We start from the raw sequence: 25,058 nt of genomic DNA, 5'->3' as shown, positions 1-25,058 counted from the left end.
GAGGTCTTCTCCATCGAGTACATGAGTACATGAGTAATCGGCATGTCTGTTGTGCCGAACATTCGTTGGCGCAATGCTCGCCGCGTTCCTAGCGTGGAGGACATGAACGAGCAGGCCGCCCACGGGACTTCCGTACGCGGCGGCCGGGTGCTCCTCTTCCCGAGGAAGGCAATGAATCATGCCGATGATCAATATCTACCTGCGCCAGGGAACTCCCGCCGAGTACCGCCGCAATGTGTCCCTGGGCATCCACAGGGCGATGGTCGACGTGTTGAAGATCCCCCAGGACGACCAGTTCCACATCTTCCACGAGGTCTCGCCCGACAACTTCCACATGCAGCCGGTCGTGTTCGGTCTGCGCCGCAGCGAGCGCGCCATGTTCATCCAGGTGTCCATCAACCACCGTACGGCCGCGCAGAAGGCCGAACTGTTCCAGGCGATCGTCGACAGCCTGCGGCTGTTCGCCGACGTCCCCGAGGAGGACATCCTGATGACGATCCTCGAAACGGCCAGGGAGAACTGGTGGGTCGCCGGCCGGGTCGTCAACCCCGCCACCGGCTATGACGAGCGCATGAACGACGCCCTCACCGGAGCGGAGGCCATGAGCTGAGGGCGGCGGCGGCCTCCCCGCACGCATCGTGTCCGGGCGCGGTCACAGCGGGGCTTCCGACCGCAGCCGCACCGTCGAACCCGTGCGGTCCTTGACCACTTCCAATTGCGCCGGGATACGGCGGCGCAGGTCTCCGACGTGGCTCACGATGCCCACGCTGCGGTCGCGTTCGCGCAGCGAGTCCAGTACGTCAAGGACCTCGTCCAGGGTCTGGTCGTCGAGGCTGCCGAAGCCCTCGTCGATGAACAGGGTGTCCAGGCGCGCGCCGCCCGCCTCGTCCGTCACGACGTCCGCGAGGCCCAGGGCGAGCGCGAGGGAGGCGAAGAACGTCTCGCCGCCCGAGAGCGTGGCCGTGTCCCGTTCGCGGCCCGTCCAGGCGTCCACCACATGCAGGCCGAGACCGGAGCGCCCACGGCCGCCCCTGGCATCGGAGTGGATCAGCGTGTACCGGCCGCCCGACATGCGCTGGAGCCGGGCGGTGGCGGCGGCCGCGACCTGTTCGAGGCGGGCGGCGAGCACATAGGACTCAAGGCGCATCTTGCGCTCGTTGTCGGCGGAGGTGCCCGCGGTGAGCCCGGCCAGGCGGGCCACCCGCTCGTACTCCTCCCGCAGCGGACCGATCCTGCGAGTCTCCCCGGTGGCCCGGGCGCTCAGGTCGTGGAGTTCCGTGCAGCGGGCGCGGGCCGCCGAGAGCGCCGACGCGGCGTCCCGCAGGGCGCGTTCGGCCGCGGCGGCCCCGGCCTCTGCCTCCTCGGGGCGGGCCGGTGCGGCCCGGCCCGCCGCGGCGGTCTCCGGTTCCGCGAGGCGCGCGGTGACCGTGGCGTACTGGTGCTGCCATGCGTCGATCCGGTGCTGGATGTCACGCTGACCGGGCTCGTCGATCAGGGCCGCGGACGCCGCCTCCGGGGTGTCGAACCCGGCACGGAACGCCGCCTCCGAGAGCCGCCCGTCGGCTTCCTTGAGCCGTACGGCGCTGTCTTCGACGGCGCGGACCGCCGCAGCCGCCTCGGCCAGGATGGCCGCCCGGTGTTCGAGCAGCGCCGCTTGCTCCGCCACGCCGGCGGCGCCCGCCCGGGCCTGGCTCAACTCCTCTTCCAGGACGGCCTGTTCGCGGTCAAGGGCCTCGCGGCTTGCGGTGCGGGCGGCGACGTTCTGCTGTGCGGTGCGCTGGGCGGCCAGGCGCTGGGTGTACTCCCGCTCCGCCGCCGCGAGGGACACCTGGGCCTCGTGCAGCCCCGCGGCCTCGTCCCGCGCCGCAGCGTAGGAGTGCCGCAACTCCGCGGCCGTCGCCGCCAGTTCGGCGAGGCTCGTGTCGCCCGCGGCCGACCGGACGCCCGCAAGCTCCTCCCGTACGGAGGCGAGGGCTCCCTCCGCCGCGACGCGGGCCCCTTCGGCGTCCCGGTACGCCCGCTGCGCGGTGTCCTCGGCTGCGCGGTCGACCTGGCCGGCGCCGGGGCGGGCGGGCGCGGGGTGTTCGGCCGAGCCGCACACCGCGCAGGGCTCCCCCTCGCGCAGCCCCGCCGCGAGTTCGGCCGCGATGCCCCGCAGCCGCTCCTCGCGCAGTGCGAGCCAGCGTTCATGAGCGGTATTGGCTGCCTCCCGGGCCTCGGCGTGCCGCTGTTCGGCCGGGGCCAGGCGGGCCTCCAACGCGTCGCGCCGACGGGCGGCTTCGAGGCGCCGGTCGGCCGGTTCGAGGCGGCCTGCGAGGTGTTCCGCGCGGGCCGCGGCCTCATGGGCGGCCTCGATCCGGGCCTGGTGGCCGAGCCGGGCGGTCTCCCAGCCCGCGAGCCATCCCGCCGCGTCGGTGAGGACGTCCTCGTCGGCGCGGGCCCGCCGATCGAGCCGGGCACGCTCCTCGTCGATCTCCGTGCTGCGCCGCTCGGCCCGGCGGGCGGACTCCAGTGCGCCGAGGTCCTGACGCATCCTGCGTTCCAGGGCGGCGAGTTGAGCGGCGCCCGCGTCGGCGAGTTCCGGGTGCAGCCGGGAGCGGGAACGGTCGCGTTCCTCGGTGGCCGTGCGGTGATCGCGCCGGGCCTGCTCCCACCATTCGAGGGCGGGAGAGACGAGCTCCGCCTTGCGGGCCGTGTCCAGCCGGGCCCGCAGCGTCTCCTGTTCGGGACGACGGGCGGCCAACTCCTGCGCCTCGCACCGCGCTTGGGCATACCGCTCCTGGAGCGCGGCGAGCTGCCGAGCCTCTTCGGCGGCGCGCCGGGCGGCGGCCTGCCTGCTCTCGGCCGCGTCCACGGCGGCCGCCGCGATGTCGAGGCGTTCGCGCGCCTCGCCTCGCGCGACGGCGGCCCACTCCAGGACCGCCGTCGCGAGCCCCGGGTCGCCCGGCCGTGCCTCGGGCAGCGGCCACGCGCGCATGTCGGCGCTGTCGCCCGCAGCCTGCGCGATGCGCTGGGCGTACGCGAGCAACCGCTCGTCGCCGTCCTTGACCTGCCGTTCGGCGGACTTGCGCAGCTCGGCCAGGCGGTCCTCGACGGCGGCGAACCGGCGGGTGTCGAAGAGCCTGCCGAGCAGTTTGCCGCGTGTTTCCGCGTCCGACCTGAGGAACTTGGCGAACTCCCCCTGCGGCAACAGCACGACCTGGCAGAACTGCTCGCGGCTCATGCCGAGGAGCTGTCCCAGTTCCTCGCCGATCTCCTGGTGCGAGCGGCTCAGCGCCTGCCAGGCCCGGCTCGCCGGGTCGTACTCGCGCAGCCAGGTCTGCGCCTTCTCGGTGGTGAACCCGGTGCCCTTCTTCTTGGGGCGGTCCTGCTGCGGGCGGCGGGTGACCTCCAACCGGCGCCCGCCGACGGTCAGTTCGAGCAGGACCTCGGTGAAGACACCCGGCGCGGCATGGTCGCTGCGCAGCACGGTGCCGGGGCTCTGCCGGGCGCCGGGCACGGCCCCGTACAGGGCGAAGCAGACGGCGTCGAGCACCGAGGTCTTGCCGGCGCCGGTCGGCCCGTGCAGCAGGAAGAGCCCCGCCGATGACAGCGCGTCGAAGTCGATCTCCTGGCTTGTGGCGAAGGGGCCGAAGGCCGTGACCCGCATACGGTGCAGCCTCACCTGGCCACCTCGCGCACCCCGTCGTCCACGCGTACGGCGTCGAACGCGCCGTGCAGGACCGTCCGTTCGCGGTCGTCGGGGCCACTGCCGCCGCGTACGTGGGCCACGAAGTCCTCCGCGATCTGCTGGTCGCTGCGGTCCCTGAGCCGCTGCGCGTACGAGGCGCGCGGGTCGCCTTCGGCGCGCTCGGGGTCGAAGGCGAGGCTCAGGGTGCCCGGGAAGCGGGCGCTGATCCTGGCCATGGCGTCGGCCGGCCGCGCGGCGTCGGTCAACGTGGCCTCCACCCAGGCCTGTTCGTGCCGGGCGAGAGCCGGGTCTTCGAGCAGCGCGTCGAGATGGCCGCGGATCCGGGCGAGGGGGCGGGGCACCGGGCAGTCGACGCGTTCGGCCGTGACGGCTCCGTCGGCGGCGAGGTCCACGAGCCACATGGTCTTGCGGTGGGTGGTCTCCGAGAAGGAGTAGGCGAGCGGCGAGCCCGAGTAGCGGATCCGCTCGGTGATCACCTGGCTGCCGTGGAGGTGGCCGAGTGCCACGTAGTCCACGCCGTGGAAGACCCCGGCGGGCACGGCGGCAACCCCTCCCACGGTGATGTCGCGCTCGCTGTCGCTGGGCTCGCCCCCCGCCACGAACGCGTGCGCCAGGACGACGGAGCGGGTTCCCGCGGGACGGCCCGCGAGGTCGGCCCGCACCCGTTCCATGGCGGCGCCCAGCACGGCCTCGTGCCCGCCCCTCGGCGCGGCCAGTTCGTCGCGGACCAGGGCCGGCTCCAAGTACGGGAGCCCGTAGAAGGCCACGTCGTCGATCATGACCGGCGTTCCGCAGCCCGCCGGGTCGGTGCGCAGGTGGATCCCGGCGCGTTCGATCAGTCCTGCCCCCACCCCGAGCCGTCGCGCCGAGTCGTGGTTGCCGGAGATCATCACGGTCGGCACGCCCGCGTCGGCGAGGGTGTGCAGCGCCCGGTCGAAGAGGTCGACGGCGGCCAGCGGCGGCACCGCGCGGTCGTAGACGTCCCCCGCGACCAGGACCGCGTCCACACCCCGGTCGCGCACGGTCGCCACCAGGTGGTCGAGGAACGTGGCCTGGGCGCCCAGCAGGTCGACGCGGTGGAAGGACCGGCCCAGGTGCCAGTCCGAGGTGTGCAGAATCCTCACGAAACCGCTCCGACCTGCATGTTTCCCCTCATCCTCGCCCGCAACCAGCACCGGCCTTCGGCCCGGCCCGCAGCCCACGGGCCCCACCGGTGCCGCTGGGCACCCGGCCCCTCACGGCCCTCAGTCTGACACCGCCCCGGGGGGGCGCGTGGCCAGAGGCGTCAGCAGTGATCCGGATCATGGGGCGGCCGAGCCGATCGCGGGGCTCACGGGCGCCGGGCCAAGGGGCCGGGACGCGGGAGGCGGGAGGCGGGAGGCGGGAGGCGGGAGAGGGGAGCGTCGCCCACCGGTCTCTTGGCCTCGCCCGTCGCCCTACGCCGTCCCTCGGACGCCTGACCACGGAGCCGGTGCCGGCAAGCTCACTCCTGCGCTCCGGCACTCCGGCACTCCGGCACTCCGGCACTCGGCACTCAGCCGTCGCCGTACGCCTCGCCGCCCAGTTCGAGCGTCGCGGTGCCGGCGGTCGCGTCCGCCAGCCAGGAGCGGAAGCCGTCGATGTCCGCCTCGGGCAGTCCGATGCCGATGGTCACGGCCTCCGCATAGCGCACCTCGCGCACCGCGCGGCCGGTCGCCCGCAGGTCGTTCTCCAGTTTGCCCGCGCGCTGGTGGTCGACGGTGACGGTGGCGAGCCGGAAGCGGCGGCGCACGATCGTGCCGAGCGCGTCCAGGGCCTCGCCCACGACACCGCCGTACGCCCTGATCAGACCGCCCGCGCCGAGCTTGACCCCGCCGTAGTACCGGGTGACCACCGCCACGACGTACCGCACCTCGCGCCGGGTGAGCATCTGGAGCATGGGCACTCCCGCGGTGCCGCCGGGTTCGCCGTCGTCGCTCGCCTTCTGCACGGAGGCATCGGCGCCGATGACGTACGCGAAGCAGTTGTGGCTTGCGGTCGGGTGCTCCTTGCGGACGCGGGCGATGAACGCCTGCGCTTCCTGTTCGGTCGCGGCGGGCGCGAGCGCGCACAGGAAGCGTGACCTGTTGATCTCGCTCTCGTGCACGCCCTCTCGGGCGATGGTGCGGTACTGCTCCTGCATCCGCCCACCCTATGCGCCCGGTGTGCCCGCCCCGCCCGGGGCGACCATGGCCGGAACCGGCGCGAGCGGCGCGGGCCGGGTGGCGAAGGTGCCTCGGCCCTGGGTGCGGGCACCGCGTCCAGCAGGGGCTCCATGCCCCCGTTGCGGTAGGCGGATCCGCACAGCACCACGACGGCGTCCCCGGCGAGCGTTTCGGTCTCCCGGTTCTGCGTTCGTCAGGCGGCGCGGGGCGGGAGCACCGGGTTTTGGGGCCCGGGCGGGGGCGGGCGGCCGGGCGAGGAATGCGGGCCCCGGTGATACGTGTTCTCCCCCACGAACGTGGACCGGCGAACGTGGACCGGCCGAGGACTCCGGGAGAGCACCGTGCACGCCGATCAGGACACCATCCGCAAGATCCTCACCACCGGTGACACCTGGGCCGTCGTCGGCCTCTCGTCCAACCAGCAGCGCGCCGCGTACGGGGTCGCACGCGTCCTGCAGCGCTTCGGCAAGCGCGTCGTCCCGGTCCATCCCAGGGCCGAGACCGTCCACGGCGAGCAGGGCTATGCCTCGCTGGACGCGATCCCCTTCCCGGTCGACGTCGTGGACGTGTTCGTGAACAGCGGCCTCGCCGGTGACGTCGCCGACCGGGCCGTGGCCATCGGCGCCCGCGCCGTCTGGTTCCAGCTCGGGGTCGTCGACGAGGACGCCTGCGAGCGCACCCGTGCCGCCGGGCTCGACATGGTGATGGACCGCTGCCCCGCGATCGAGATCCCCCGCATCCGCTGAGCGGACCACGCTCGCGCACGCATTCGACGAGTGCGGGTATGTACCACTGAATCGCCCACGCTCATACTGGCGCCAACCAGACCTACGGGGAGGCACCAGTTGGGGGAGCTGATTCGTACCAGGGACGGGCGGGACCTGGCCGTCGAGAGTTACGGGAACCCGCAGGGCAGACCGGTGTTCCTGCTGCACGGCACTCCGGGCAGCCGGCTCGGCCCGGCGCCGCGCAGCGCGGTGCTCTACCGGCTCGGCGTCCGTCTCATCACCTTCGACCGGCCGGGGTACGGCGACTCCGCCCGGCTTCCCGGGCGCCGGGTGGCGGATGCGGCCGCCGATGTGGAGGCCATCGCCGACGCCCTGGACATCGACGAGTTCGCCGTGGTGGGACGCTCGGGCGGCGCCCCGCACGCACTGGCGTGCGCGGCGCTGCTCCCGGACCGCACCGCGCGCGCGGCGGCTCTGGTGGGGCTCGCGCCGCGTGATGCCCAGGGGCTCGACTGGTTCGAGGGGATGACCGAGTCCAATGTGCGGGAGTACGTCAACGCGGCCGCCGGGAAAGGCCAGTTGACCACCGCCCTGGAGATGCGCTCGATCACCATCCGCTCGGATCCCCGGCGTTCGGTGGCCGACATGCGCCACGGGCTGCCGAAACCGGACCGCGGCATCGTCGCCGATGCGGGCATCCGGGTCATGCTGGAGCGCAACTTCGAGGAGGCGCTGCGCAGTTCGGCCGACGGATGGGTTGACGACGTCATGGCGTTCAGTACGGACTGGGAGTTCCGCCTTGAGGACATCGACGCGCCGGTGCTGCTCTGGCACGGCGAACAGGACGTGTTCGCGCCCGTGCAGCACACCCGTTGGCTGGCCGAGCGCATCCCCGGCGCCCAGCTGATCGTGGAGCGGGGTGCGGCACACTTCGGGGCGCTTCGGGTACTCACCCGCGTGCTGGGCTGGGCCACCTGGTGAACCCGCGGGCGTGCCCGGCCGCGCAGGCCCGGGCACGCCCTGCCGCTCTCACATCTCACACCGGCTGCGGCTCCAGGTCCCGGTTGAGCCGGCGCCAGGCGCGCGCCGCCTCGGCGATCGGATGGTCCACGCCCAGCTGCTTCGCGGACGGTTCCAAAATGGAGGCCCGCAGCCGCTGGGCCTCCTCCTCGCGTCCGGCGGCCCGCAGGGTGATCGCCAGGTTGGACCGGCAGACGAGCACATCGGGGTGGGTGGGCCCGAACCGCTCCAACAGGCCCTTGAGCGCGGTGCGTTCCCAGCGTTCGGCGAGGTCGGGCCGGCCCAGGTCGCCGTACGCGTTGGCGAGGTTGATCGCGGCGCAGAGGGTGAACGGGTGGCGTGCGCCCAGGACTTCCTCCAGCGCCGCCCGCACGTCCTCGCCGCCCCGCGCGGCCTCCTCGGCGGCGCCGAGCCCGCGCTGGTAGATGTAGACGTTGTTGCGGCAGGCCAGGGTGAAGGGGTGCTCCTCGCCCAGGGTGCTCTGGTAGCCCTCGAACGCCTGGAGGGCCAGATCGAGGGCGGCCTGCTTGTCGCGGGTCGCCGAGAAGTCCGCGGCCAGGTTGAGGCAGCAGGCGAGCGCGTCGGGCGCCTTGGTTCCGTACCGGCCGCGGTAGCGGTTGTACGTCTCCTCGGTCAGCCGTTTCGCCTCGTGCGGGTGGCCCGCCTTGCGCAGGGACACCGCGAGGCTCTTGGCGGTGCGCAGCGCCTCCGGCACGTCGGCGTTCAGGACGCGCTCGAACGCCGCCACCACCTCGCGCAGCAGCTGCACCGAGGCCGCGTACTCGCCGCTCTCGCGCAGATCGCGCGCGAGGTGGCCCTTGGTGGTCAGGGTGAAGGGGTGCTCGTCGCCCAGGAGGGCGCTGCGGCGCTCCACGGTCTCCTCGTCGAGCCTGCGGGCCGCCTCACTGTCGCCGCTGAGCCGGTAGTCGATGGCGAGGTTGTTCGCGGCGATCAGGGTGCGCGGGTGGTTCTCGCCGAAGATCTGCCGCAGGCCGTGGTAGATCCGCAGGTCACGGGTGAGTGCTTCGTCGAACCTGCCGAGTGCGCGCAGGTCGGCGGCGAGGCTTCCGGTGGTGATGAGGATGCTGGGGTGGTCGTCGCCGGGGTGGTCCTTGTGCAGGACGCTGATCTGCCGGGCGAGGGTGTCCTCGTCCATCGCCCGGGCCTCCTGGTACTTGCCCTGGGCGCGCAGTGCGTTGGCCAGCTCGAAGCGGATGTTGAGGGTCTGGAGGTCGTTCTCGCCCAGCTCGCGGGTCCAGACCTTGTTGAGCTGGGTGCCGAGCACCCGGGCGCTCTCCAGTTCGCCGCGCTTGAGCAGATAGCGGATGCGGTCGACCATGAGCTGGCGGACCTTCTCCTCGTCGCAGTCGGCGATGCCGGAGGCGGTCAGGTGCGGCCAGATCAGTTCGAAACTGGGCCAGCTCTTGGGGTCGTTGACAGGGTTGTCACGGTCGACGCCCTCCAGGGGGCGGGCCTCGGCGAGGATGCGGTGCACCTCGTGCTTGGCGGTGTCGACCTCGTCGTCGCTCAGCCCCGCCCGCACCGCGGCCTGGACGAGCCGGTGCACCTGGATGCTGCTGTCCGCCGGGTCGACCTTCGCCAGCGCGAATCGGTTCAGGGTCTGGATGACCTTGCCCAGCATGTACCGTTCGCGCAGGTCGGGGTCGTAGGGCAGCAGCGACTCGAACATCGAGTCGCTGCCGATGAGCCGCATCGAGATGGGCTCGGCGGAGAAGAACGAACAGAGTTCCAACAGGCGTACCGCCGCCTTGGATTCGTCGCGCAGCCGGCTGATCGAGATGTTCCAGGTCGCGCCGATCTGCTCCGAGTAGTCCTCGGGCTTGCCGAGCGAGAGCACTTTGGTGCTCTGTTCCTTGAGCTGTTCCACATAGGCGTCGACCGGCGTCGCGGTCTCGGCGAGCCAGGCCGCGGCGACCTCCACGGCCAGCGGCAGGTCGCCGACCGCGTCGGCCACCCGGTCGGCGTCGGCGGCCGGCATCCTGGTGACCCGGCGGCACAGGTGCTCGACGCTTTCGGCACGGGTGAAGACCTCGACCTCGATGGCCTCCACCTGGGTCGAGGCCGGCTTGTTGCGACAGGTCGCCAGGATGTGGCCGTAGGTTTCGCCGGAGATCGGCTCGGTCTCGGGCGGAAGCAGTTTCAGGGCCCGGTCCAGGTCCTCGACGTTGTCGAAGATCAGCAGCCAGCGGGAGTAGGGCGCCCCGCGCCGCAGGGCTTGCAGGGCCGCCGTCGCCGCCTCGGCCACGACGTCACCGGCCCTGAGGTCCATCTCCGCGGCCAGCTCGGCCAGGGAGGACACGACCCGGTCGGGCTGCTCGGCCTCGATCCACCACACCAGGTCGTAGTCGGCGCGGAAGCGGTGCGCGTACTCACGGGCCACCTGGGTCTTGCCGACGCCGCCGAGGCCGTAGAGGACCTGCGGGAAGCGCTGGGCGGAACGGCTGTCGCCGCGCAGCTGGTCGCGCAGGCGCTCAAGGACGGGGGTGCGGCCGGTGAACCAGGCGTGCCGGGGCCGCACGTTCCAGACCTTGGGCACACTGCCGGGATAGCGCGGCCCGGCCGGCGCGGCCGCGAGCGCGGGGGCCGAGTCGGCCCGGTCGAGCGCCTGGAGCACGGCGGCCCCGGCGTCGTGCTCGTCCAGGCGTACGAGGTCGATGACGCCGCGGCTGCTGAGCGGTGGGCCGAGCCGTACGTCGCCGACGCGGACCGGCAGAATGTGGCGTCGCGCTCCCCCCGCGTCGAGGCCCGTGCCGGACTCCCAGAAGGTCCTGGCCCGCTCGGAGTTGAGGTAGGCCTGGGAGACGACGGGGATGACCCGGTATCCGACGCCCGCAGTGAACTCGGCCTCGACGGCGGCCGAATGGGGCAGGCGGACATCGATGGGCACGACGTGGAAGCCCGCCGTCGTCAGGACGTGGACCAGCCAGTCCACCCACATCTGGTCCTCGGCGACATGGGTCAGCACGATGTTGGAGGGCGGCATGGGCCTGCGCCGGGTGTAGGCGGCGACATGGGTCAGCCGGTCGGCCTCGTCCATCGGGGGCAGCGAGTTGACCAGGCCGCCGGTGAGCACGGAGGTGAGCCGTTCGCAGGCACTGAGCATGGAGCTGCTGACGTTGGGCGCGTCGCCGAAGGTCGCCAGGATCTCCTCGTAGGCGTAGAAGGGCCGGTAGGGGACCTCGACCGTGCCCCAGTAGTTGCCGAGTTCTTCGGTGCCGAGCCCGCTGGGGAAGCCGGGGAAGCTCTCGCGGGCCAGCGCCCGGCCGGCGTCCGCCTTCTCCTTCTCGCCGTCGTCGATGCGCATCGGGACGGGCAGGATGCGGATGCGCCGCTCGTGGTAGCGCTCCTCGATGTCGCGTGCGACCGCCGATGCTCCGTCGATGCTCTGGTCGCTCAACGTGAAGCAGACGACGAGGACTTCGGGCATCTGGACGGTGCAGATGTCGGCGATGTCGCTCAGGCCGGTCCGGCTGTCGATCAGGGTGTAGTCGTAGTGGCGCTGCATGTCGTCGCGCATCGCGTCGAAGAACTGGCCGCCGCCGAACCGCTCGTGGAAGTCGTCCCAGTCCATCTTTCCGACGATGGAGGGGTAGTCGCGGTTGCGCCGTCCCGCCGAGAGGAAGTCGAGGCTGCCGCCCTTGGGGAAGTTCCAGTTGAGGGAGGTCGCGTGCGGGCGTACCCGTGCGTAGTCGCGGTGCCAGTCGGGGTCGCGGTCGGCGGGGCGCCTGGCCTCGTCCTGGTAGTCGGTGATCAGGTTGATCAGGCCCGGGGTCGCCTCCAGGTCGGAGAGGTCGAGAAAGGGGTGGAAGAACCGGTGGAGTCCGGGCGCCTCCAGGTCCCAGTCGACCGCGAGCACCCGGTATCCGTTGGCCGCCAGGATCCACGCGCAGTTGGCGAGCGCCATGGTCCGTCCGGTGCCACCCTTGTACGAGTAGAACGTGACGACGGTCCCGTTGCGGTTCTCAGTCATCTGATGAGCCCTCCGCCTTATCACCGTAGTTCTTGTCCTGGTCCGTGCTGTGACCGCGGCCGCCGGAATCGCTGATGCCGTAGCCGATCCCGTTCGGGAGCACGCGGGGCATCGGCCCGCCGCTGCCGGGTGGTGGATAGGTCGGCGCATGGGCTTCGAAGTGCCGGACCGCCGCTTTCACGGCCCCGGGAATCGCCTTGCTGAAGGCTTCCAGGGTGGGCAGCCCCGCGCTCGGCGTGCGGTGTCCGTCGCTGTCGTCGATCCGGCCGGCGAGCACGACGTCGGTCTGCTGCGCCAACTCCTCGCCGCGCGAGCGGTTTTCGGGGTCTTCCACATTGCCGGGGACCATGACGCTGATCCAGGGTCTGCGGGTGGCGCACAGCTGGTCGACCAGGTCGCGGCGGCGCCTGGCGTCCAGGGCCCAGCGGTCGAGCAGCAACAGCCCGGGCCCGGGCGCTCCCGAGGCCAGCAGCCGCTGGGGTTCGGCCTCGAAGTCGCTGAGGTGCACGGCGTAGTTCAGGTTGCGTACGACGTCGACGGTGTGGTCGGCGAGGGGTCTGGAGGAGGCCGGATGGTAGGGATTCCAGTTGAGGGCTTCGCTTCCGTAGCAGTCCGGGCTGCGTCCGGTGGGGAGGGTGGAGCGCGAGCAGGCGAGGACGGAGACCTCCATGTCCCGGGCCGGGCCGCCGGTCGGACCGAAGGCGGGCGGCACCTTGGCGTAGTCCTGATGCGGGTCGCCGTGTTCCAGCTCGTTCTGCTGGGCCACGCTCACGATGCGTTTGGCCAGCCGGTAGACGGCGCGCTCGTACTGGTCCCGCAGATAGTTGAGTTTGATGAGGCCGTAGAAACCCTCGTCGGCGTACTCGTCGCCGAACGTGGCGTGGTTGAACTGAAGCCGCTCAGCGGCCTGCGGAAGCTGTCTCGGCGGCACGGGCACCCACAGGGCGGGCACCACTCCGGTGACGGGATTGCCGCTGTTGCCGTTGGTGCGGGTGTTCTGGACGGCGGCCCGGCTGGAGAACGCGAACCACTCACGGCCGCACTGTTCACTGAGGAAATAGCGCGGCGAATAGAGCGGCACGAACACCTTGCAGAAGGCCAGTGCCTCCGAGAGGCGTTCCTGCCACCCCTCACCGGGCTGCATCTGCTGGTCCATGAAGCCGGCGCTGCCGGCCGGGAGGGACGTCAGCTGCATCACATGGGCGCAGAGGTCACGGAAGAACCGCTGGACCCACAGATTGGGGTCCTTGTCCTTGGGGTCGCTCTTCGGCGTGTGCGCGTAGCTGAGGAAGAAGTACGGCTTCTGTTCGTCTTCACCGGCCCCCACTGATCCGTGCACCACTGTCTCCCCCGGTCCAAGTGGATGGGTCCTCAGTGTAGGAACGGAAGATTCTCCGGCGGAACAGAACGAACAAACCCAGTGATTGATCCACTCATGGAACGTCGATCAGATCATGACCGAAATCGTGCGGCCCCTGAGCGGTGGATCAATCGAATGGGGGGAGAATGCGCGCAATGCACAGCTCAATTCGTTCAGCTCGCTCCTTCGGCGCGGGCCTTCCACTCGGCGCGATGACGCCGGGCGGACCGGTCGGCCGCGGACAGCGCGGCCGGTGAGACGGGCTCATGCTGGCGACCGCCCACCGTTTCACCCATCCCCGTCACGAAGCTGCGCCCCAGGTCGGTCAGCGATCCGGAGCCGAGCAGTTCCTCGACGGCCTCCGCCGTCTGGCGCCGCCAGCGGGCGAACTGGGTCTCGGCGACGCCGCGTTCGACGGACCCGGCTGCCGTTTCACGCCGCACCCGCCAGAAGTCGGTCACCGCGATGTGGGCGTACGTTCCCTGGAGCAGGCCGCCGATGGGGCGCGGATCGGGCCGCCAGGGGGCGTAGTACAGGCCCCGGTCCGCCGTGTCGTAGAGGTCGACCGCGTCGAGGACGGCGGCGAGCTTCACGTGCTGGAACTCGTGGACGATGAGCAGGGCCAACTGGTCGGGAGAGGAGGGCCGGGCCGCCCCGATCGCGCCCCAGGCCTCCTTGCAGGCGGCGCTGACGTTGCTGCCGTGCGGTGCGTGCAGGGGGGTGATCAGACGCAGTCCCGCGGCCACGCCGTCGGCGTACGCGGGCAGTTCACGCCGGATGAGGGACCAGGCGCCGGTCAGGTCCTCGGCCCACAGCTTGATCTCGTCGTCCGCGATCCGCCGGCTGACGGGCCAGGCGTGGCGGTCCCTGAGCGGGTCGGTGTCCTCGATGGCCACGCTCCAGCCGTCGCCCTCGAAGAGGCGCACGGGCTGCCAGTGGGGGGCCGGTCCTTCCAGGCCCTCGTGCCAGCCGATGTCGAGCCGCCGGGCGCCGGCCCCCACCGTGAACCCCTCGGCGCCGCCGGTCACTTCGGCCTGGTCGCATCCCTCGGGAAGCAGGACGCCGCCGAGGCCGGGCAGCCGCAGCAGCCCGCCCTTCAGCGGAACGGTCAGGCTCAGGTCGAGCCTGGCCCGCAGCACCGTGGCCGCGGCGATCTCGGCCAGGCCGCCGGCGGGCGCTGCGCGGCCCTCCAGCACGCTCAGCGCCCACGGCCTGGTGTACGGGTGGGCGAGGACCGCGTCGAGTTCCGCGGGTGCTTCGGCGTCCAGGTGCGTCAGGAGTTCCCAGGCCGCCGCGCCCTCGCGGTCGGAGAGCGCGATGCAGCCGCTGACGGCGGCGAGCAGTTCCTGGTTGATGTCCAGCTGGGCCGCGGCCAGGCGCGTGATGGTGTCCGCTCCCCCGAAGCCGGCGGCCAGGGCATCGAAGTCGCCTTGTTCCAGGGGCAGTTCGGCGGCTCGCGGGGTTGGTGCGGGCACGGCCGCCTCCCGGTCTCTGATGGTGGTGACCAGCGCCAGCAGGTCGGGGCAGAACACGGAGGGATTGTCGAAGCCGCCGCCGGTGCGATAGCGGTGCGCGTAGAGACCTCCGCCGCAGGACCGCACGACCGGGCACGCGCGGCACTGCGGGCACAGCTGCTCGATGCCCTGCTGGCGGGCGAGCATGCCGGGGTGTTCGAGGACGTCGTCGAGGGAGTGCGTGAAGACGTCCATCCCGGTCGCGGCGGCCCGGTCGTAGGAGGTTTTCAGGCTGTCGGCCTGCTCGAAGGTGCCGTCCGTCTCGATCACGACGAGGTCGGCGGGGGCGAGCCCGAGCGATTCGGTGAGGCTGCTCTCGCCCCGAAGGGTGCGCAGCACGGAGTCGAAGATGCGGACGGGGACGGTGCGCCCCGCCGCGTCCCACCGTTGGTAGACGGCTTCGAGCCAGTCCGCGTACGGGGTGGCGGCGCCGCCGGGCCGTGGTGGTGGAGTGTCCCACGTGGCGTGCGGGAGCAGGAAGTCGATGCGGGGCGGCGCGAGTTCCACGAGTGCGTCGTAGACGGCGAGCGGGTCGTTCTCGACGTCGATGGTGCAGAGCAGGCCGGCGAACAGGGGGCGGTAGCGGGGGCGGTTCAGCAGCTCCACCGCGCGCATGACCTTGTCGTGGCTGCTGCGGCCGTCGGCGTAGCGCCGGTGGCGGTCGTTGGAAACTTTATCTCCGTCGAGCGACACACCGATCTTGACACCGAGTTCGAGGAAGAGTTCGCAGAACTTCTCGTCGAGCAGCACCCCGTTGGTGTGCATCCGCAGATCGAGGGCGCTCACTCCGCGCAGCGCCCTGCGCAGTTCCTCGGCGGCCCGTCGTAGGCGGACGGGTCCGGCCAGCAGGGGCTCGCCGCCGTGCAGAACGACGTGGACGGTGGGCAGTTGGTGGCGCCCGGCGTGCTCGGCGATGCGGTCCGCCACTTGGGCGAGGATCTGCTCGGAGACGACTTTCGGCCGCCCGCGCCAGCTGGTGTCCGCGTGTTCGTAGACGTAACAGTGATCGCACGCCAGGTCGCAGCGGCTGTGCACCTTCAGGACGAACTGCGACAGAGCAGGCTGAATCGGCCGGTCCATGGGGGGTGCCGTTCCGCCCGTCAGAGCGCCGACTGGAAGGCGGAGGTGCCGGGGACCCCGGGGCTCCCCGCCGCCATCACCCGGGTCAGGCTCGCCGGAGCCTTGCCGGCGCTCTGCGCCGCCGCCCGCTTCACCAGCGGCAGCCGTCGGCCCCCCGCCCTGCGGGGGGCGGGGCCGGGACGTTCGGCCGCCGAGACGAGAGCTTCCACGTGAGCGCCTTCCAGATCGGAGCACCGTTTCCGCAGCGGGGCACTTCTTGATCGCTGCGCACAACGCGGCTCGGAGAACATTGCATGGGCTTTTCGGTACGGGGTGCGAGACGGCCGCACGCGGTGGCCCTGTGCGCTCCCGTGCCACGAGCGACCGGGTCCGGCCACCGCCACCTCCCGGGACACCACAACTGCGCGGGCCCGTGCCCGGGTTCGGCATGGACGCCGAAACCACCCGCACGGGTGGTTTCGTTGGAATTGAACCCGCCCCGTGCGTCGCCCCGGACGCGAGAGTGACGACGATAACCAGCGCCTGCCCGTCGTGGGCCGGATCGCCGGATACAGACGCACATCATCCAGAACGTGATGCTGAACCGATCAGAATGCGCGCATCGACAGCATATACGCGCGCACGCCAACACGCCGCGCTTCGGGGGAGGTTGACCGTCTCAGCGTGCGAAGGGAACCGACACGGCCATCGTCATCTCCACCGGCTCGGCGCCCTCATTACCGTACGCGTGGGCGGTGTTGGCCTCGAAGGAGGCCGAATGGCCTGCCGGAACGGGGTAGTTGACGCCGTCCACGCGCAGGCTGAGCGTGCCCCGGGTGACATGGATCAGCTCGACCGTACCGGCGGGGTGCGGGTCGGAGGGGCTGGCGTCGCCGGGGGCGAGGCGCCAGTGCCACAATTCCAGCGGGCCCGGCGCCTCGGTGCCGGCGAGCAGCGTGCTGTGACTCCCGTGCTCGCTCGACCAGAGCCGGACGGCCTGCTCGGGGGGAACGACGCGGACCGCGGGACCGCTCTCGTAGTCGAGCAGGGTGGTGATGCTCACGCCGAGCGCGTCACCGATCTTCACGACGGTGCCCACGCTCGGATTGGTCCTCGCCTGCTCGATCTGGATGAGCATGCCGCGGCTGACTCCTGCGCGGGCGGCAAGACCCTCCAGGGTGAAGCCGCGCTCGGTGCGCCATCGCTTGACGTTGCGGGCCAGTGACTGGGTCAGCAGTTCGAGGTCCGACACATTCCGTCCATGAGGTGGGCCCCGGGGGGCCGTCCAATATTTTGATGACACCGTTCAATTTATTGCACTACCGTGAGGTGCAACCCACTGATCTTCCGTGTCACTCCACTGTACTGCGAGGGCTCCCGATGACCGCACTGTTCGCCCTGGCCACGAGCCTTCTGTGGGGGCTGGCCGACTTCGGCGGCGGGCTGCTCACCCGGCGCCTGCCCGCGCTGACCGTCGTGGTGGCCTCGCAGGCGGTCGCCGTGGTGGTCCTCGGCGCGGTCGTCCTCGCCACCGGCGCCGGGAGCGAGGCGGGCCCGCAGCTGTGGTTCGCGGTCGCGGCGGGCGTCGTGGGCCCGGTGGCCATGCTCAGTTTCTACCAGGCCCTCGCGCTCGGCCCCATGGGCGTCGTCTCACCGCTCGGCTCGCTCGGCGTCGTGGTGCCGGTGGGCGTCGGGCTCGTCCTCGGCGACCGGCCGGGGATCGCGCAGTTCGCCGGGATCGCGGTGGCCGTGGCCGGCGTGCTGCTGGCGGGCGGCCCGGAGTTCCGCGGCGCGGCGGTGCGGCGTCGGGCGGTCCTGCTCACCCTGCTCGCCGCCTTCGGCTTCGGCGCGGTGATGGCGTTGATCTCCGAGGCATCGACGACCGTGACGGGGCTGTTCCTCGCGCTGTTCGTGCAGCGCGTCACCAATGTCGCGGTGGGCGGCGCCGCCCTGTTCGTCTCGGTACGGCGCGGCGCCCGGGCCCTGCCCGAGGACGGCGGCCTGCGCGCCGTCCGCCTCGCGCTGCCCGCGCTTGCCTTCGTGGGCCTCGCCGACGTGGCCGCCAACGGCACGTATTCGATGGCCGCGCAGCGGGGCCCGGTCGTCGTCGCGGCGGTGCTCGCCTCGCTCTACCCGGTGGTCACCGCGCTCGCCGCGCGCGGCGTCCTCAAGGAGCGGCTGCGCGCGGTGCAGGCGGCGGGCGCCGGTCTCGCGCTGGTCGGCACCGTGTTGCTCGCGACCGGCTGATCAGGCCTCTTCGGGCGTCAACTCCGCGATGGCGAGGAGCTGTTCGGGCGTGACGCCCTCCGGGATGGGCACCGGCGCCGGCGTGCGAAGGGGCGGCTGCCAGCCGTTCCGCTCGTCCCAGGTGCGCACGATCCGCGCCGGCGCACCGGCCACCACCGCGTGGTCGGGCACCTCGCCGCGTACGACCGCGCCCGCCGCCACGACCACGTTGCGGCCGAGCCGGGCGCCGGGCAGCACCACGGCGCCCGTGCCGAGCCAGCAGCCGGGGCCGATCTCCACCGGCTCCATGCGGGGCCACTGCTTGCCCACGGGCTGGCGGGGGTCGTCGTAGCTGTGGTTGGTCGAGGTGATGTAGACGTAGGGGCCGCAGTACGTGTCCGAGCCGATGGTGACCGTCGTGTCGGCGATGACGTGGCTGCCCCGGCCGAGTACGACTCCGTCGCCCAGGGTCAGGATGGGCTCGGCGCCGAGGTCGAGGCCGGGCATCATCCCGGCCGTCAGGGTGACCTGTTCGCCGATGATGCAGTGGTCGCCCAGTTCGATCCAGGGCTCACCGAACACGGTGCCCTGCGGGAAGGCGAGGCGGGTCCCGTGTCCGATCCGGCGAAAGCGCAGCTTTCCCGGGCGCTCGGAGGTGACCGCGCCCGCCTCCTTGATCAAGGCCCAACCGCCGTGGACCGCGCGGGAGGCGATCCGGCGCCGCCAGGCGGTCAGCGATGAGAACGTGTTTCTGTTCTTGGGCACCCGCTCACGGTACTCACCGCCGCCCGGCCGATCACGGCCGACGCCTGTGATCTTCCGCTCAGCACGGGCTCAGCCGCCGTGGGCCGTGCGATGGTCCGCGGCCAGGCCGACGTACATCAGGGCGTTGACCTTGATGCCCTCGCGCTCCTCCTCGGTCAGTTCGCGCCGGACCTTCGCCGGTACGCCCGCGACCAGAGAGCCGGGCGGCACCCGCATGCCCTGCGGCACCAGGGCGTGCGCCGCGATGAGCGAACCGGCGCCGATCCGGGCGCCGTTCAGGACGGTGGCCCCCATGCCCACCAGGACGTCGTCCTCCACGGTGCAGCCGTGCAGCACCGCGTTGTGCCCCACGGTGACCCGCTCGCCGAGAGTGACGGGGAAGCCGGGGTCGACATGCACGGTGCAGTTGTCCTGGATGTTGCTCTCCGCGCCGATCACGATCGGTCCGCAGTCCGCCCGCAGCACCGCGTGGTACCAGACGCTCGCGCCCTCGGCCAGCGTGACCTCGCCGACCACCACCGAGGTGGGTGCGGTGAACGCGGTCGGGGCGATCTCGGGCGCCCTGCCGCCCACTGCCATGACCAACGCCTGCTCTGCCATGCGCCACTCCTTGTACGGATTCCATCGCGGTACGGATTCCATCGCGCCGGGTGTCACGCTAAGCGACGCCACGCGGGCCGGCGCGGGCGGGGGCCGCTTGTGCCCGACGGTGGGAGTGCCGTGCCGACGGCCTCCGGTGCGCGCGGACCGCTCCCGTTTACGATCACGCGATGGCACTCTTCCGGATCGAACGCCGCACCGACCTCTCCCCCGCCGAGGCCTGGCGGCGGCTCACGGACTGGGAACGGCACGGCGACGGCGTCCCGTTGACCCGGGTCACGGTGCGCACCGCGCCGCCGACGGGCGTCGGCACGGTGTTCGTGGCGCGCACCGGCCTCGGCCGCCTGCGCTTCGCCGACCCGATGGAGGTCACCCGCTGGCAGCCGCCCGCCGCGGACCGGCCGGGCCGTTGCCGGCTGGAGAAGCGGGGCCGCGCGATCACGGGGTGGGCCGAGATCGAGGTGGGTGAGTCGGGCGAAGGGGCGCGGCTGGTGTGGCGGGAGGAGCTGCGCGTACGGGGACTTCCGCGCGCGTTGGACCGGTTGACCGCGAGCGCCGGGCGCGTCGTGTTCGGCCGGGCCCTGAAAATCCTGCTGCGGGACGCCCCCTGACGGCCGCGTCGGGTGCGGTCGCCTCCTCGTGCGGGGCGCGCGGCCGTGGCGTCGTGCGGCGTGGCCGCGCGGGTCCGGCGGGCCGGCCCGGCCCGACCGCGGCCGAGCCGGGCCGGCCCGGTCGCGGGAGTCGGGCCGGCCCGGTCGCGGGAGTCGGGAGTTCAGTCCCCGGCCGGAACGTTCTCCGGCGTGGACCGCGCCGCCTCGGCCTCGGCCATGGACTTCTTCGCCCGGTTCTTGACCACCAGCATGGAGGCGACCCCGATCAGCAGGGCGGCCACGAGACCGAGGTAGGAGAAGTTCTTCAGCCAGGACTCGGCGACGATGCCGAGGTAGTAGATGACGGCCGTCGTGCCGCCCGCCCAGCAGATGCCGCCCAGCACATTGGCGATGAGGAACTTCCAGTACGGCATGTGCAGGACGCCCGCGAGCGGTCCCGCGAAGATCCGGAGCAGGGCGATGAAGCGGCCGAAGAACACGGCCCACATGCCCCACTTCTGGAAGGACCGTTCCGCCATGGCGACGTGACCCTCGCTGAAGTGCTTGGGGAACTTGCGGCCGAGCCAGGCGATGAGCGGCCTGCCGCCCTTGCGGCCGATGGCGTAGCCGATCGAGTCGCCGACCACCGCTCCGGCCGTGGCGCAGGCTCCGAGTACGACCGGATTGATGTGGCCCTGCTGCGAGGCCAGCAGCGCCGCACTGACCAGGACGATCTCGCCGGGCAGCGGGATGCCGAGGCTTTCGACCCCGATGACGAGCGCCACCAGGAGATAGACACTGACGGCGGGGATGTGCTCCAGCCACTCCTGGATGTGCAACGCGCTTCCTCCCGCTCGCACCGGGCCGGTGCCCGGCGTGCGCCCCCCTGGCGCACGCCGGGAAGCCTACCCGGTCAGGGCCGCGGGGCCGCTGGGCCCGATCGGACCTGGCCATGGCCGACCAGACGCTGCTCGCGTGCGCTGACGCCGACACTGACCTCGCGCGTCCCGGTGCCGAGCACCCAGCCGTGCCGCTCCGGGTCCCAGGAGGACAGGGAGCGGGCCGAGACGCGTACGGTCACGCGCTGCGCGGCGCCGGGGCCCAGTTCCAGGCGGCGGTAGCCGGCCAGGGCGCGGCGCGCCTGGGCCGGCCGGAGGTCGGGCGAGGGACCGAGGTAGACCTGGGCCACCGTGATGCCCGCACGGCTGCCGGTGTTGCGGACGGTGAAGTCGACGGCGAGCCCGTCGCCGTCGGGCCGCACGCCCAGCCCGGAGTACGCGAACGTCGTGTACGACAGCCCGTACCCGAAGGGGAAGAGCGGCGTCACGCCCTCGGCGTCGTACCAGCGGTAGCCGAGGTGGATGCCCTCGGAGTACTCCTGGGTGCCGTTCACGCCGGGGTAGCGCAGCGGGTCGCCGGCCACGGGGTGGCGGTCGTCGGAAGGGGGGAAGGTCTGGGTGAGCCGGCCTCCGGGGTCGCAGTCCCCGAACAGGACGGCCGCAGTTGCCTCGGCGCCCTCCTGGCCCGGGTAGTACATCTGCAGGACGGCGCCGGTGTGCTCCAGCCACGGCATGGTGGTGCTGGATGAGGTGTTGAGCACCACCGTGGTGCGCGCGTTGGCGGCGGCGACCGCCTCGATCAGCTCGTTCTGGTGGCCGGGCAGCGCGAGACCGGTGCGGTCGGCTCCCTCGGTGGCGTCCTCGTACGCGAACAGCACGACGCTACGGGCCGCCCGTGCGGCGCGCACGGCCTCGGCGACGTCGGCGGCGCGGGTGGCCCCCGTGGTGCGGCGCAACCGGAAGAGCTGGCCCTTGCCGCCGCCCTTCGCGGTGACGGCGAGCCGGTGCGTGCCCGCGGTGAGCCGCACGGTGCTGCGGCGGACCTGGAGGCCGTCGGGTGCGGCGCCGACGAGTCCGCCGCCGAAGAGTTCGAGGAGTCCGGGCGCGGGCGGGAAGAGGTCGGTGCCGTCGAGCAGCACCTTGGGGCGGTCGCCCGAGTAGTGGATGTGGAAGGTCCACTCGTCCGGTTCGGTGACGGTGAGCGTGCCGTCATAGGTCCAGCTCGCGCCGGCAGCGACGGGCTGCCCCTCGAAGTCGGCGCCGGCCGAGGTGCCGGGCAGCGGCTTCCCGTACAGGTCCTCGCCCAGCGCGTAGCCGATCTCGGCGTCGTCCCCGGCCCGGGCCCTGAGGGCGTCAAGGGGGCTCTGCGCGCGGTCGGGCACGACGTGCGCGCTGCCTCCGCCGCCGATGAAGGGCAGGGACCCGGTGGGTCCGATCACGGCGATGCTGCGGGCGGCGGCGCCGGTGAGGGGCAGGGTGGCGGACCGGTTGAGGAGCAGGGTGGCGCCCGCCTTGGCCACCTGGAGCGCCACGCGCGCCCCGGCCGCCGGGTCGCGGTCGGGCCGGGCCGGGCCGCCGCCGTCGAGCAGCGAGAAGCGCTCCATGACGCTCAGGACGCGCCGCACTGAGCGGTCGACGAGCGCCGCGGTGACACTGCCGTCGCCCACCGCCCGTTGCAGCGCGCCACCGAAGAAGGTGCCGCTCGGCATCTCCATGTCGAGCCCGGCGGTGAGGGAGGCGACGGTGCTGTGCGCGGCGAACCAGTCGGTCATCACCCAGCCGTCGAAGTGCCACTCGTCGCGCAGGATGTCGCTGAGGATTGTCTTGTTCTCGCAGGCGTAGGCCCCGTTGACCTTGTTGTACGCCCCCATCACGGCGCCCGTCCTCGCGGTGACGGCCGCCTCGAAGGCGCGGAGTTCCATTTCGTGGAGCGGCTGTTCGGCGATCTTTACGTCGATGGACGTGCGGTCCTGCTCCTGGTTGTTCAGGGCGAAGTGCTTGACGGTGGCGATGAGCCCCTGGCTCTGGATGCCGAGGATCTCCTCGGCGACCAGATCGGCGCTGAGCAGCGGGTCCTCGGAGAAGGTCTCGAAGTTCCGTCCGGCGTACGGCGTCCTGATCAGGTTGACCATCGGGGCGAGGACGACGTCCTGGCCGAGCGCGCGCCCTTCGCGGCCCAGGACCTCGCCGTACGCGCGGGCCAGTGCGGGGTCGAACGCGGCGGCGAGCATCACGGGGGCCGGCAGGGCGGTCGCGTGTTCCCTGACCCGCACGCCCGCGGGTCCGTCGGCGAGCCTGAGCGGGGGGATGCCGAGGCGGGGCACGCCGGGGAGGTAGCCGGCCTGGCCCAGGCCGTGCGGGTCGGCCGCGCCGTGCAGCAGGGAGATCTTCTCGTCCAGGGTGAGGCGGGAGATCAGCGTGTCGACCCGGGGGGAGGCCGGTGGCCCGGTCCGGGGCCGGGCGAGTGCGGCGGGAGCGGCCAGGGTGCCGGTCGCGGCCGCCGCGACCGTGACGGCGCCGCCGAGCAGACGCAGTGCTGACCTTCGGGAAACCGTGTCGGACATGGGCCGTCGCTCCTTTGTGTGCGGGCACGCCGTGGTGGACCGCGGCACGAGCGGCGGTCTGCGTTCCACGTGTGAACGCACTATGCGTCACGAGGGAGTTGACCGACCGTCAGGCACAACGGGCGCCGCGCAAGCTAGGACCGTCCGGCGCAAGACACACGTGGGCGGGGCCGCGAACGCGCGAGAAGCGGCCCGCGAGGACGCGGAGGAACGCGAAAGGCGTCCCGGCCTCGGCCGGGACGCCTGTGAGTTGGCGAAGCGCGCACTCAGTGACGCGGAGGTGCCGCGGTGATCAGGAGTGGGGTCGCAGCGTCCACACGACGGTCATTTCTCCGGTCACCGCGCCGTCCGCGCGCTGGATCTCGATGACGACGGGGAACTCGGGGCGCTGCCCCGCGTCCAGTTCGGCCACCACGTCGGCGATGGGGCGACCAAGCGTCGCGGTCGCGGTGACGACGCCCATGGCGAGCTTCTTGTAGCCGATTTCCGCCTTGACGGCGAGCGGCACGGCTCGGCTCATCTGGTCGCCGAAGGCGGCGATGACGATCGCGCCACTGGCGGACTCGGCGAGCGTGAACATCGCTCCGGCATGCGGTCCGCCCACGTGGTTGTGGTAGTCGGGCTGGTCCGGCAGCCGCACGACGGCCCGCTCGGGGGTGGTTTCGAGGAATTCCAGGTTGAGGGTCCTCGCCATGGGGACGGTGGCGGCGAGCATTTCGCCCACGGACATCTGATCAGCGCTCATGGGGCCCGATGTTACCCATGGGTAGCCACCGTTGGCCATCCCCCGGCGGGGGCCGTCGTAGCAGCGGGGTCGGGGCACCTCTATGGTTACTGGCCATGTGGCCAGGACAGCAGCCGCCCGGGGGCGAGCAGAACCCGCAGGATCCGAATCAGAACCCGTACCAGCAACCGGGGTACCAGCAGCCGAATCCCTATCAGCAGCCGGGACAGCAGCCCGCGCAGCCCGGCTACCCGCCGCAGGGGTACCAGACGCCCAATCCGTACCAGCAGCCGACGGCGCCCCAGTATCCGGTGGGCGGCCCGCCCGGGCCGTCGCAACCGCCGCCGGGCAACGGCAGGAAGAAGACCACCCTCGTCGCCATCATCGCGGCCGCCGCCGTGGTCGTGGCCGCCGTCGTGACCGGCGTGGTGGTCCTCAAGGACGACGGCAAGAGCACCCCGCAGGCGGACGGCAAGGGCACGAAGTCGCCTTCGGCCTCCGGCTCGGCGGCCCCGTCGTCCCCCGCTGCCAACCCTCGCGGCGCGGGCAACGACGTCAAGCCGGTGATCGCGGGCTGGAAGGTCGTCGTGAACCCCGCCCGTGGCGACGCCTTCGACGTGCCGCCGGACTGGGAGGTCGACAGCCCCACCATGAGCGTGGGCTGGTCCGACAAGGCCGATCCCAACGGGTTCGGCGGCATGATGATGTCCGGCCCCGCCCATTACAAGTCCAAGTGGTGCACCACCAAGGGCGACAGCGGCCGCGACGAGAGCTCCTCCCTTGCCGACGTCGGCACCAAGGGCGCGAGCGGCGCCAAGTCGACCGCCGAAGCGGCGGAGCAGGCCGACGACTGGCTGTACTTCGCCTACACCCAGCCGGACAAGGACCACATCACCGCGGAGAAGGCGGTCCCCTACACGACCAAGTCCGGTTTGCAGGGCAGCGTGGTGCGGGCCAAGACGACGGGCGTGAAGAAGACCAGCAAGTGCTCCACCGAGGGCCAGTCCGTGCTCTTCGGCTTCAAGACCGCCAACGGCGATCTCGCCGCCTGGAGCCTCCTCGCCAACACCGGCGTGCCCGACGCGGTCACCGAGGACACCATCCAGAAGATCCTCAGCACCATCCGTCTCGTGCCCGCCTCCGGCTCCGGTTCCTGAGGCGACCGGTCACAAACCGTTTGGCCACGAAGGGTGGCGGAGGCCAT

At 72.0% G+C, this 25,058-nt stretch carries 19 protein-coding genes; 6 read left to right on the top strand and 13 right to left on the bottom strand.

The genetic code is table 11. From position 1 onward, the window contains the following. The first annotated feature begins 178 nt into the window (after positions 1-178). Complete coding sequence (locus ACGFW5_RS19550; RefSeq protein WP_393835496.1) at positions 179-610, top strand: tautomerase family protein; 432 nt, start codon at positions 179-181, stop codon at positions 608-610. Positions 611-652: 42 nt separating this feature from the next. On the opposite strand, the gene ACGFW5_RS19545 is transcribed toward ACGFW5_RS19550, so the two are convergent. The 3 genes from ACGFW5_RS19545 to ACGFW5_RS19535 all read right to left on the bottom strand — a co-directional run bounded on the left by ACGFW5_RS19545 (position 653) and on the right by ACGFW5_RS19535 (position 5,852). Continuing rightward, positions 653-3,664: an AAA family ATPase gene (locus tag ACGFW5_RS19545; RefSeq protein WP_393835495.1), complete on the bottom strand. Its 3,012-nt coding sequence runs from the start codon at positions 3,662-3,664 to the stop codon at positions 653-655. Continuing rightward, the gene (locus ACGFW5_RS19540; RefSeq protein WP_393835494.1) at positions 3,661-4,815 is read right to left on the bottom strand and encodes an exonuclease SbcCD subunit D; all 1,155 of its coding nucleotides are present in this window, start codon (positions 4,813-4,815) and stop codon (positions 3,661-3,663) included. The genes ACGFW5_RS19545 and ACGFW5_RS19540 overlap by 4 nt, the downstream gene beginning before the upstream one ends. Positions 4,816-5,225: 410 nt before the next feature. Next, the gene (locus ACGFW5_RS19535; protein WP_393835493.1) at positions 5,226-5,852 is read right to left on the bottom strand and encodes a YigZ family protein; all 627 of its coding nucleotides are present in this window, start codon (positions 5,850-5,852) and stop codon (positions 5,226-5,228) included. A gap of 363 nt (positions 5,853-6,215) precedes the next feature. On the opposite strand from ACGFW5_RS19535, the gene ACGFW5_RS19530 reads away from it, so the two are divergent. Beyond that, positions 6,216-6,620: a CoA-binding protein gene (locus ACGFW5_RS19530; protein ID WP_393835492.1), complete on the top strand. Its 405-nt coding sequence runs from the start codon at positions 6,216-6,218 to the stop codon at positions 6,618-6,620. A gap of 99 nt (positions 6,621-6,719) precedes the next feature. Beyond that, positions 6,720-7,583 (top strand): alpha/beta fold hydrolase, encoded by an 864-nt coding sequence (locus tag ACGFW5_RS19525; RefSeq protein ID WP_393835491.1) that lies wholly within the window; start codon positions 6,720-6,722, stop codon positions 7,581-7,583. 55 nt (positions 7,584-7,638) lie between these two features. Here the strand turns inward: ACGFW5_RS19525 and fxsT are convergent, their stop codons facing one another. The 5 genes from fxsT to ACGFW5_RS19500 form a co-directional block, all read right to left on the bottom strand. Beyond that, the gene (gene fxsT, locus ACGFW5_RS19520; protein WP_393835490.1) at positions 7,639-11,613 is read right to left on the bottom strand and encodes an FxSxx-COOH system tetratricopeptide repeat protein; all 3,975 of its coding nucleotides are present in this window, start codon (positions 11,611-11,613) and stop codon (positions 7,639-7,641) included. Continuing rightward, a complete protein-coding gene (locus ACGFW5_RS19515) occupies positions 11,606-12,952 on the bottom strand; it encodes a TIR-like protein FxsC (RefSeq protein ID WP_393835489.1) in 1,347 nt (448 codons plus the stop codon). Before ACGFW5_RS19515 ends, fxsT begins: the two co-directional genes overlap by 8 nt. Before the next feature lie 194 nt (positions 12,953-13,146). Further along, the gene (locus ACGFW5_RS19510) at positions 13,147-15,567 is read right to left on the bottom strand and encodes an FxsB family cyclophane-forming radical SAM/SPASM peptide maturase (protein WP_393835488.1); all 2,421 of its coding nucleotides are present in this window, start codon (positions 15,565-15,567) and stop codon (positions 13,147-13,149) included. Positions 15,568-15,587: 20 nt separating this feature from the next. Further along, positions 15,588-15,776, bottom strand: coding sequence for a hypothetical protein (locus ACGFW5_RS19505; RefSeq protein WP_393835487.1), 189 nt, complete (start codon positions 15,774-15,776; stop codon positions 15,588-15,590). Between the two features lie 449 nt (positions 15,777-16,225). After that, entirely contained in the window at positions 16,226-16,798 is a 573-nt protein-coding gene (locus ACGFW5_RS19500; protein WP_393835486.1) for a helix-turn-helix domain-containing protein, read from the bottom strand. Positions 16,799-16,926: 128 nt separating this feature from the next. Here ACGFW5_RS19500 and ACGFW5_RS19495 point away from each other — a divergent pair, with 128 nt between their 5' ends. Then, positions 16,927-17,793 (top strand): EamA family transporter, encoded by an 867-nt coding sequence (locus ACGFW5_RS19495; protein WP_393835485.1) that lies wholly within the window; start codon positions 16,927-16,929, stop codon positions 17,791-17,793. On the opposite strand, the gene ACGFW5_RS19490 is transcribed toward ACGFW5_RS19495, so the two are convergent. Together ACGFW5_RS19490 and ACGFW5_RS19485 are read right to left on the bottom strand one after the other, a co-directional pair. Beyond that, positions 17,794-18,537: an acyltransferase gene (locus ACGFW5_RS19490; protein ID WP_393835484.1), complete on the bottom strand. Its 744-nt coding sequence runs from the start codon at positions 18,535-18,537 to the stop codon at positions 17,794-17,796. A 69-nt stretch (positions 18,538-18,606) separates the two neighbouring features. Continuing rightward, on the bottom strand, positions 18,607-19,137 hold the full coding sequence (locus tag ACGFW5_RS19485; RefSeq protein WP_393835483.1) for a gamma carbonic anhydrase family protein: 531 nt from the start codon (positions 19,135-19,137) through the stop codon (positions 18,607-18,609). A gap of 170 nt (positions 19,138-19,307) precedes the next feature. On the opposite strand from ACGFW5_RS19485, the gene ACGFW5_RS19480 reads away from it, so the two are divergent. After that, positions 19,308-19,748: an SRPBCC family protein gene (locus ACGFW5_RS19480; protein WP_393835482.1), complete on the top strand. Its 441-nt coding sequence runs from the start codon at positions 19,308-19,310 to the stop codon at positions 19,746-19,748. Between the two features lie 161 nt (positions 19,749-19,909). Here the strand turns inward: ACGFW5_RS19480 and ACGFW5_RS19475 are convergent, their stop codons facing one another. The 3 genes from ACGFW5_RS19475 to ACGFW5_RS19465 all read right to left on the bottom strand — a co-directional run bounded on the left by ACGFW5_RS19475 (position 19,910) and on the right by ACGFW5_RS19465 (position 23,860). After that, positions 19,910-20,566, bottom strand: a complete 657-nt coding sequence (locus ACGFW5_RS19475) for a DedA family protein (protein WP_393835481.1) — start codon at positions 20,564-20,566, stop codon at positions 19,910-19,912. A gap of 74 nt (positions 20,567-20,640) precedes the next feature. Beyond that, entirely contained in the window at positions 20,641-23,130 is a 2,490-nt protein-coding gene (locus tag ACGFW5_RS19470; RefSeq protein WP_393835480.1) for a beta-glucosidase, read from the bottom strand. 292 nt (positions 23,131-23,422) lie between these two features. Continuing rightward, on the bottom strand, positions 23,423-23,860 hold the full coding sequence (locus tag ACGFW5_RS19465) for a DUF4442 domain-containing protein (protein WP_393835576.1): 438 nt from the start codon (positions 23,858-23,860) through the stop codon (positions 23,423-23,425). A gap of 110 nt (positions 23,861-23,970) precedes the next feature. Here ACGFW5_RS19465 and ACGFW5_RS19460 point away from each other — a divergent pair, with 110 nt between their 5' ends. Next, positions 23,971-25,011: a hypothetical protein gene (locus tag ACGFW5_RS19460; RefSeq protein WP_393835479.1), complete on the top strand. Its 1,041-nt coding sequence runs from the start codon at positions 23,971-23,973 to the stop codon at positions 25,009-25,011. Positions 25,012-25,058: the final 47 nt, after the last annotated feature.

This window comes from Streptomyces sp. NPDC048416 (genome assembly GCF_043200435.1).
Lineage (GTDB): Bacteria > Actinomycetota > Actinomycetes > Streptomycetales > Streptomycetaceae > Streptomyces.
The sequence above is the reverse complement of the archived record's forward strand: the minus strand, read 5'-3'. Positions and strand labels throughout refer to the sequence as shown.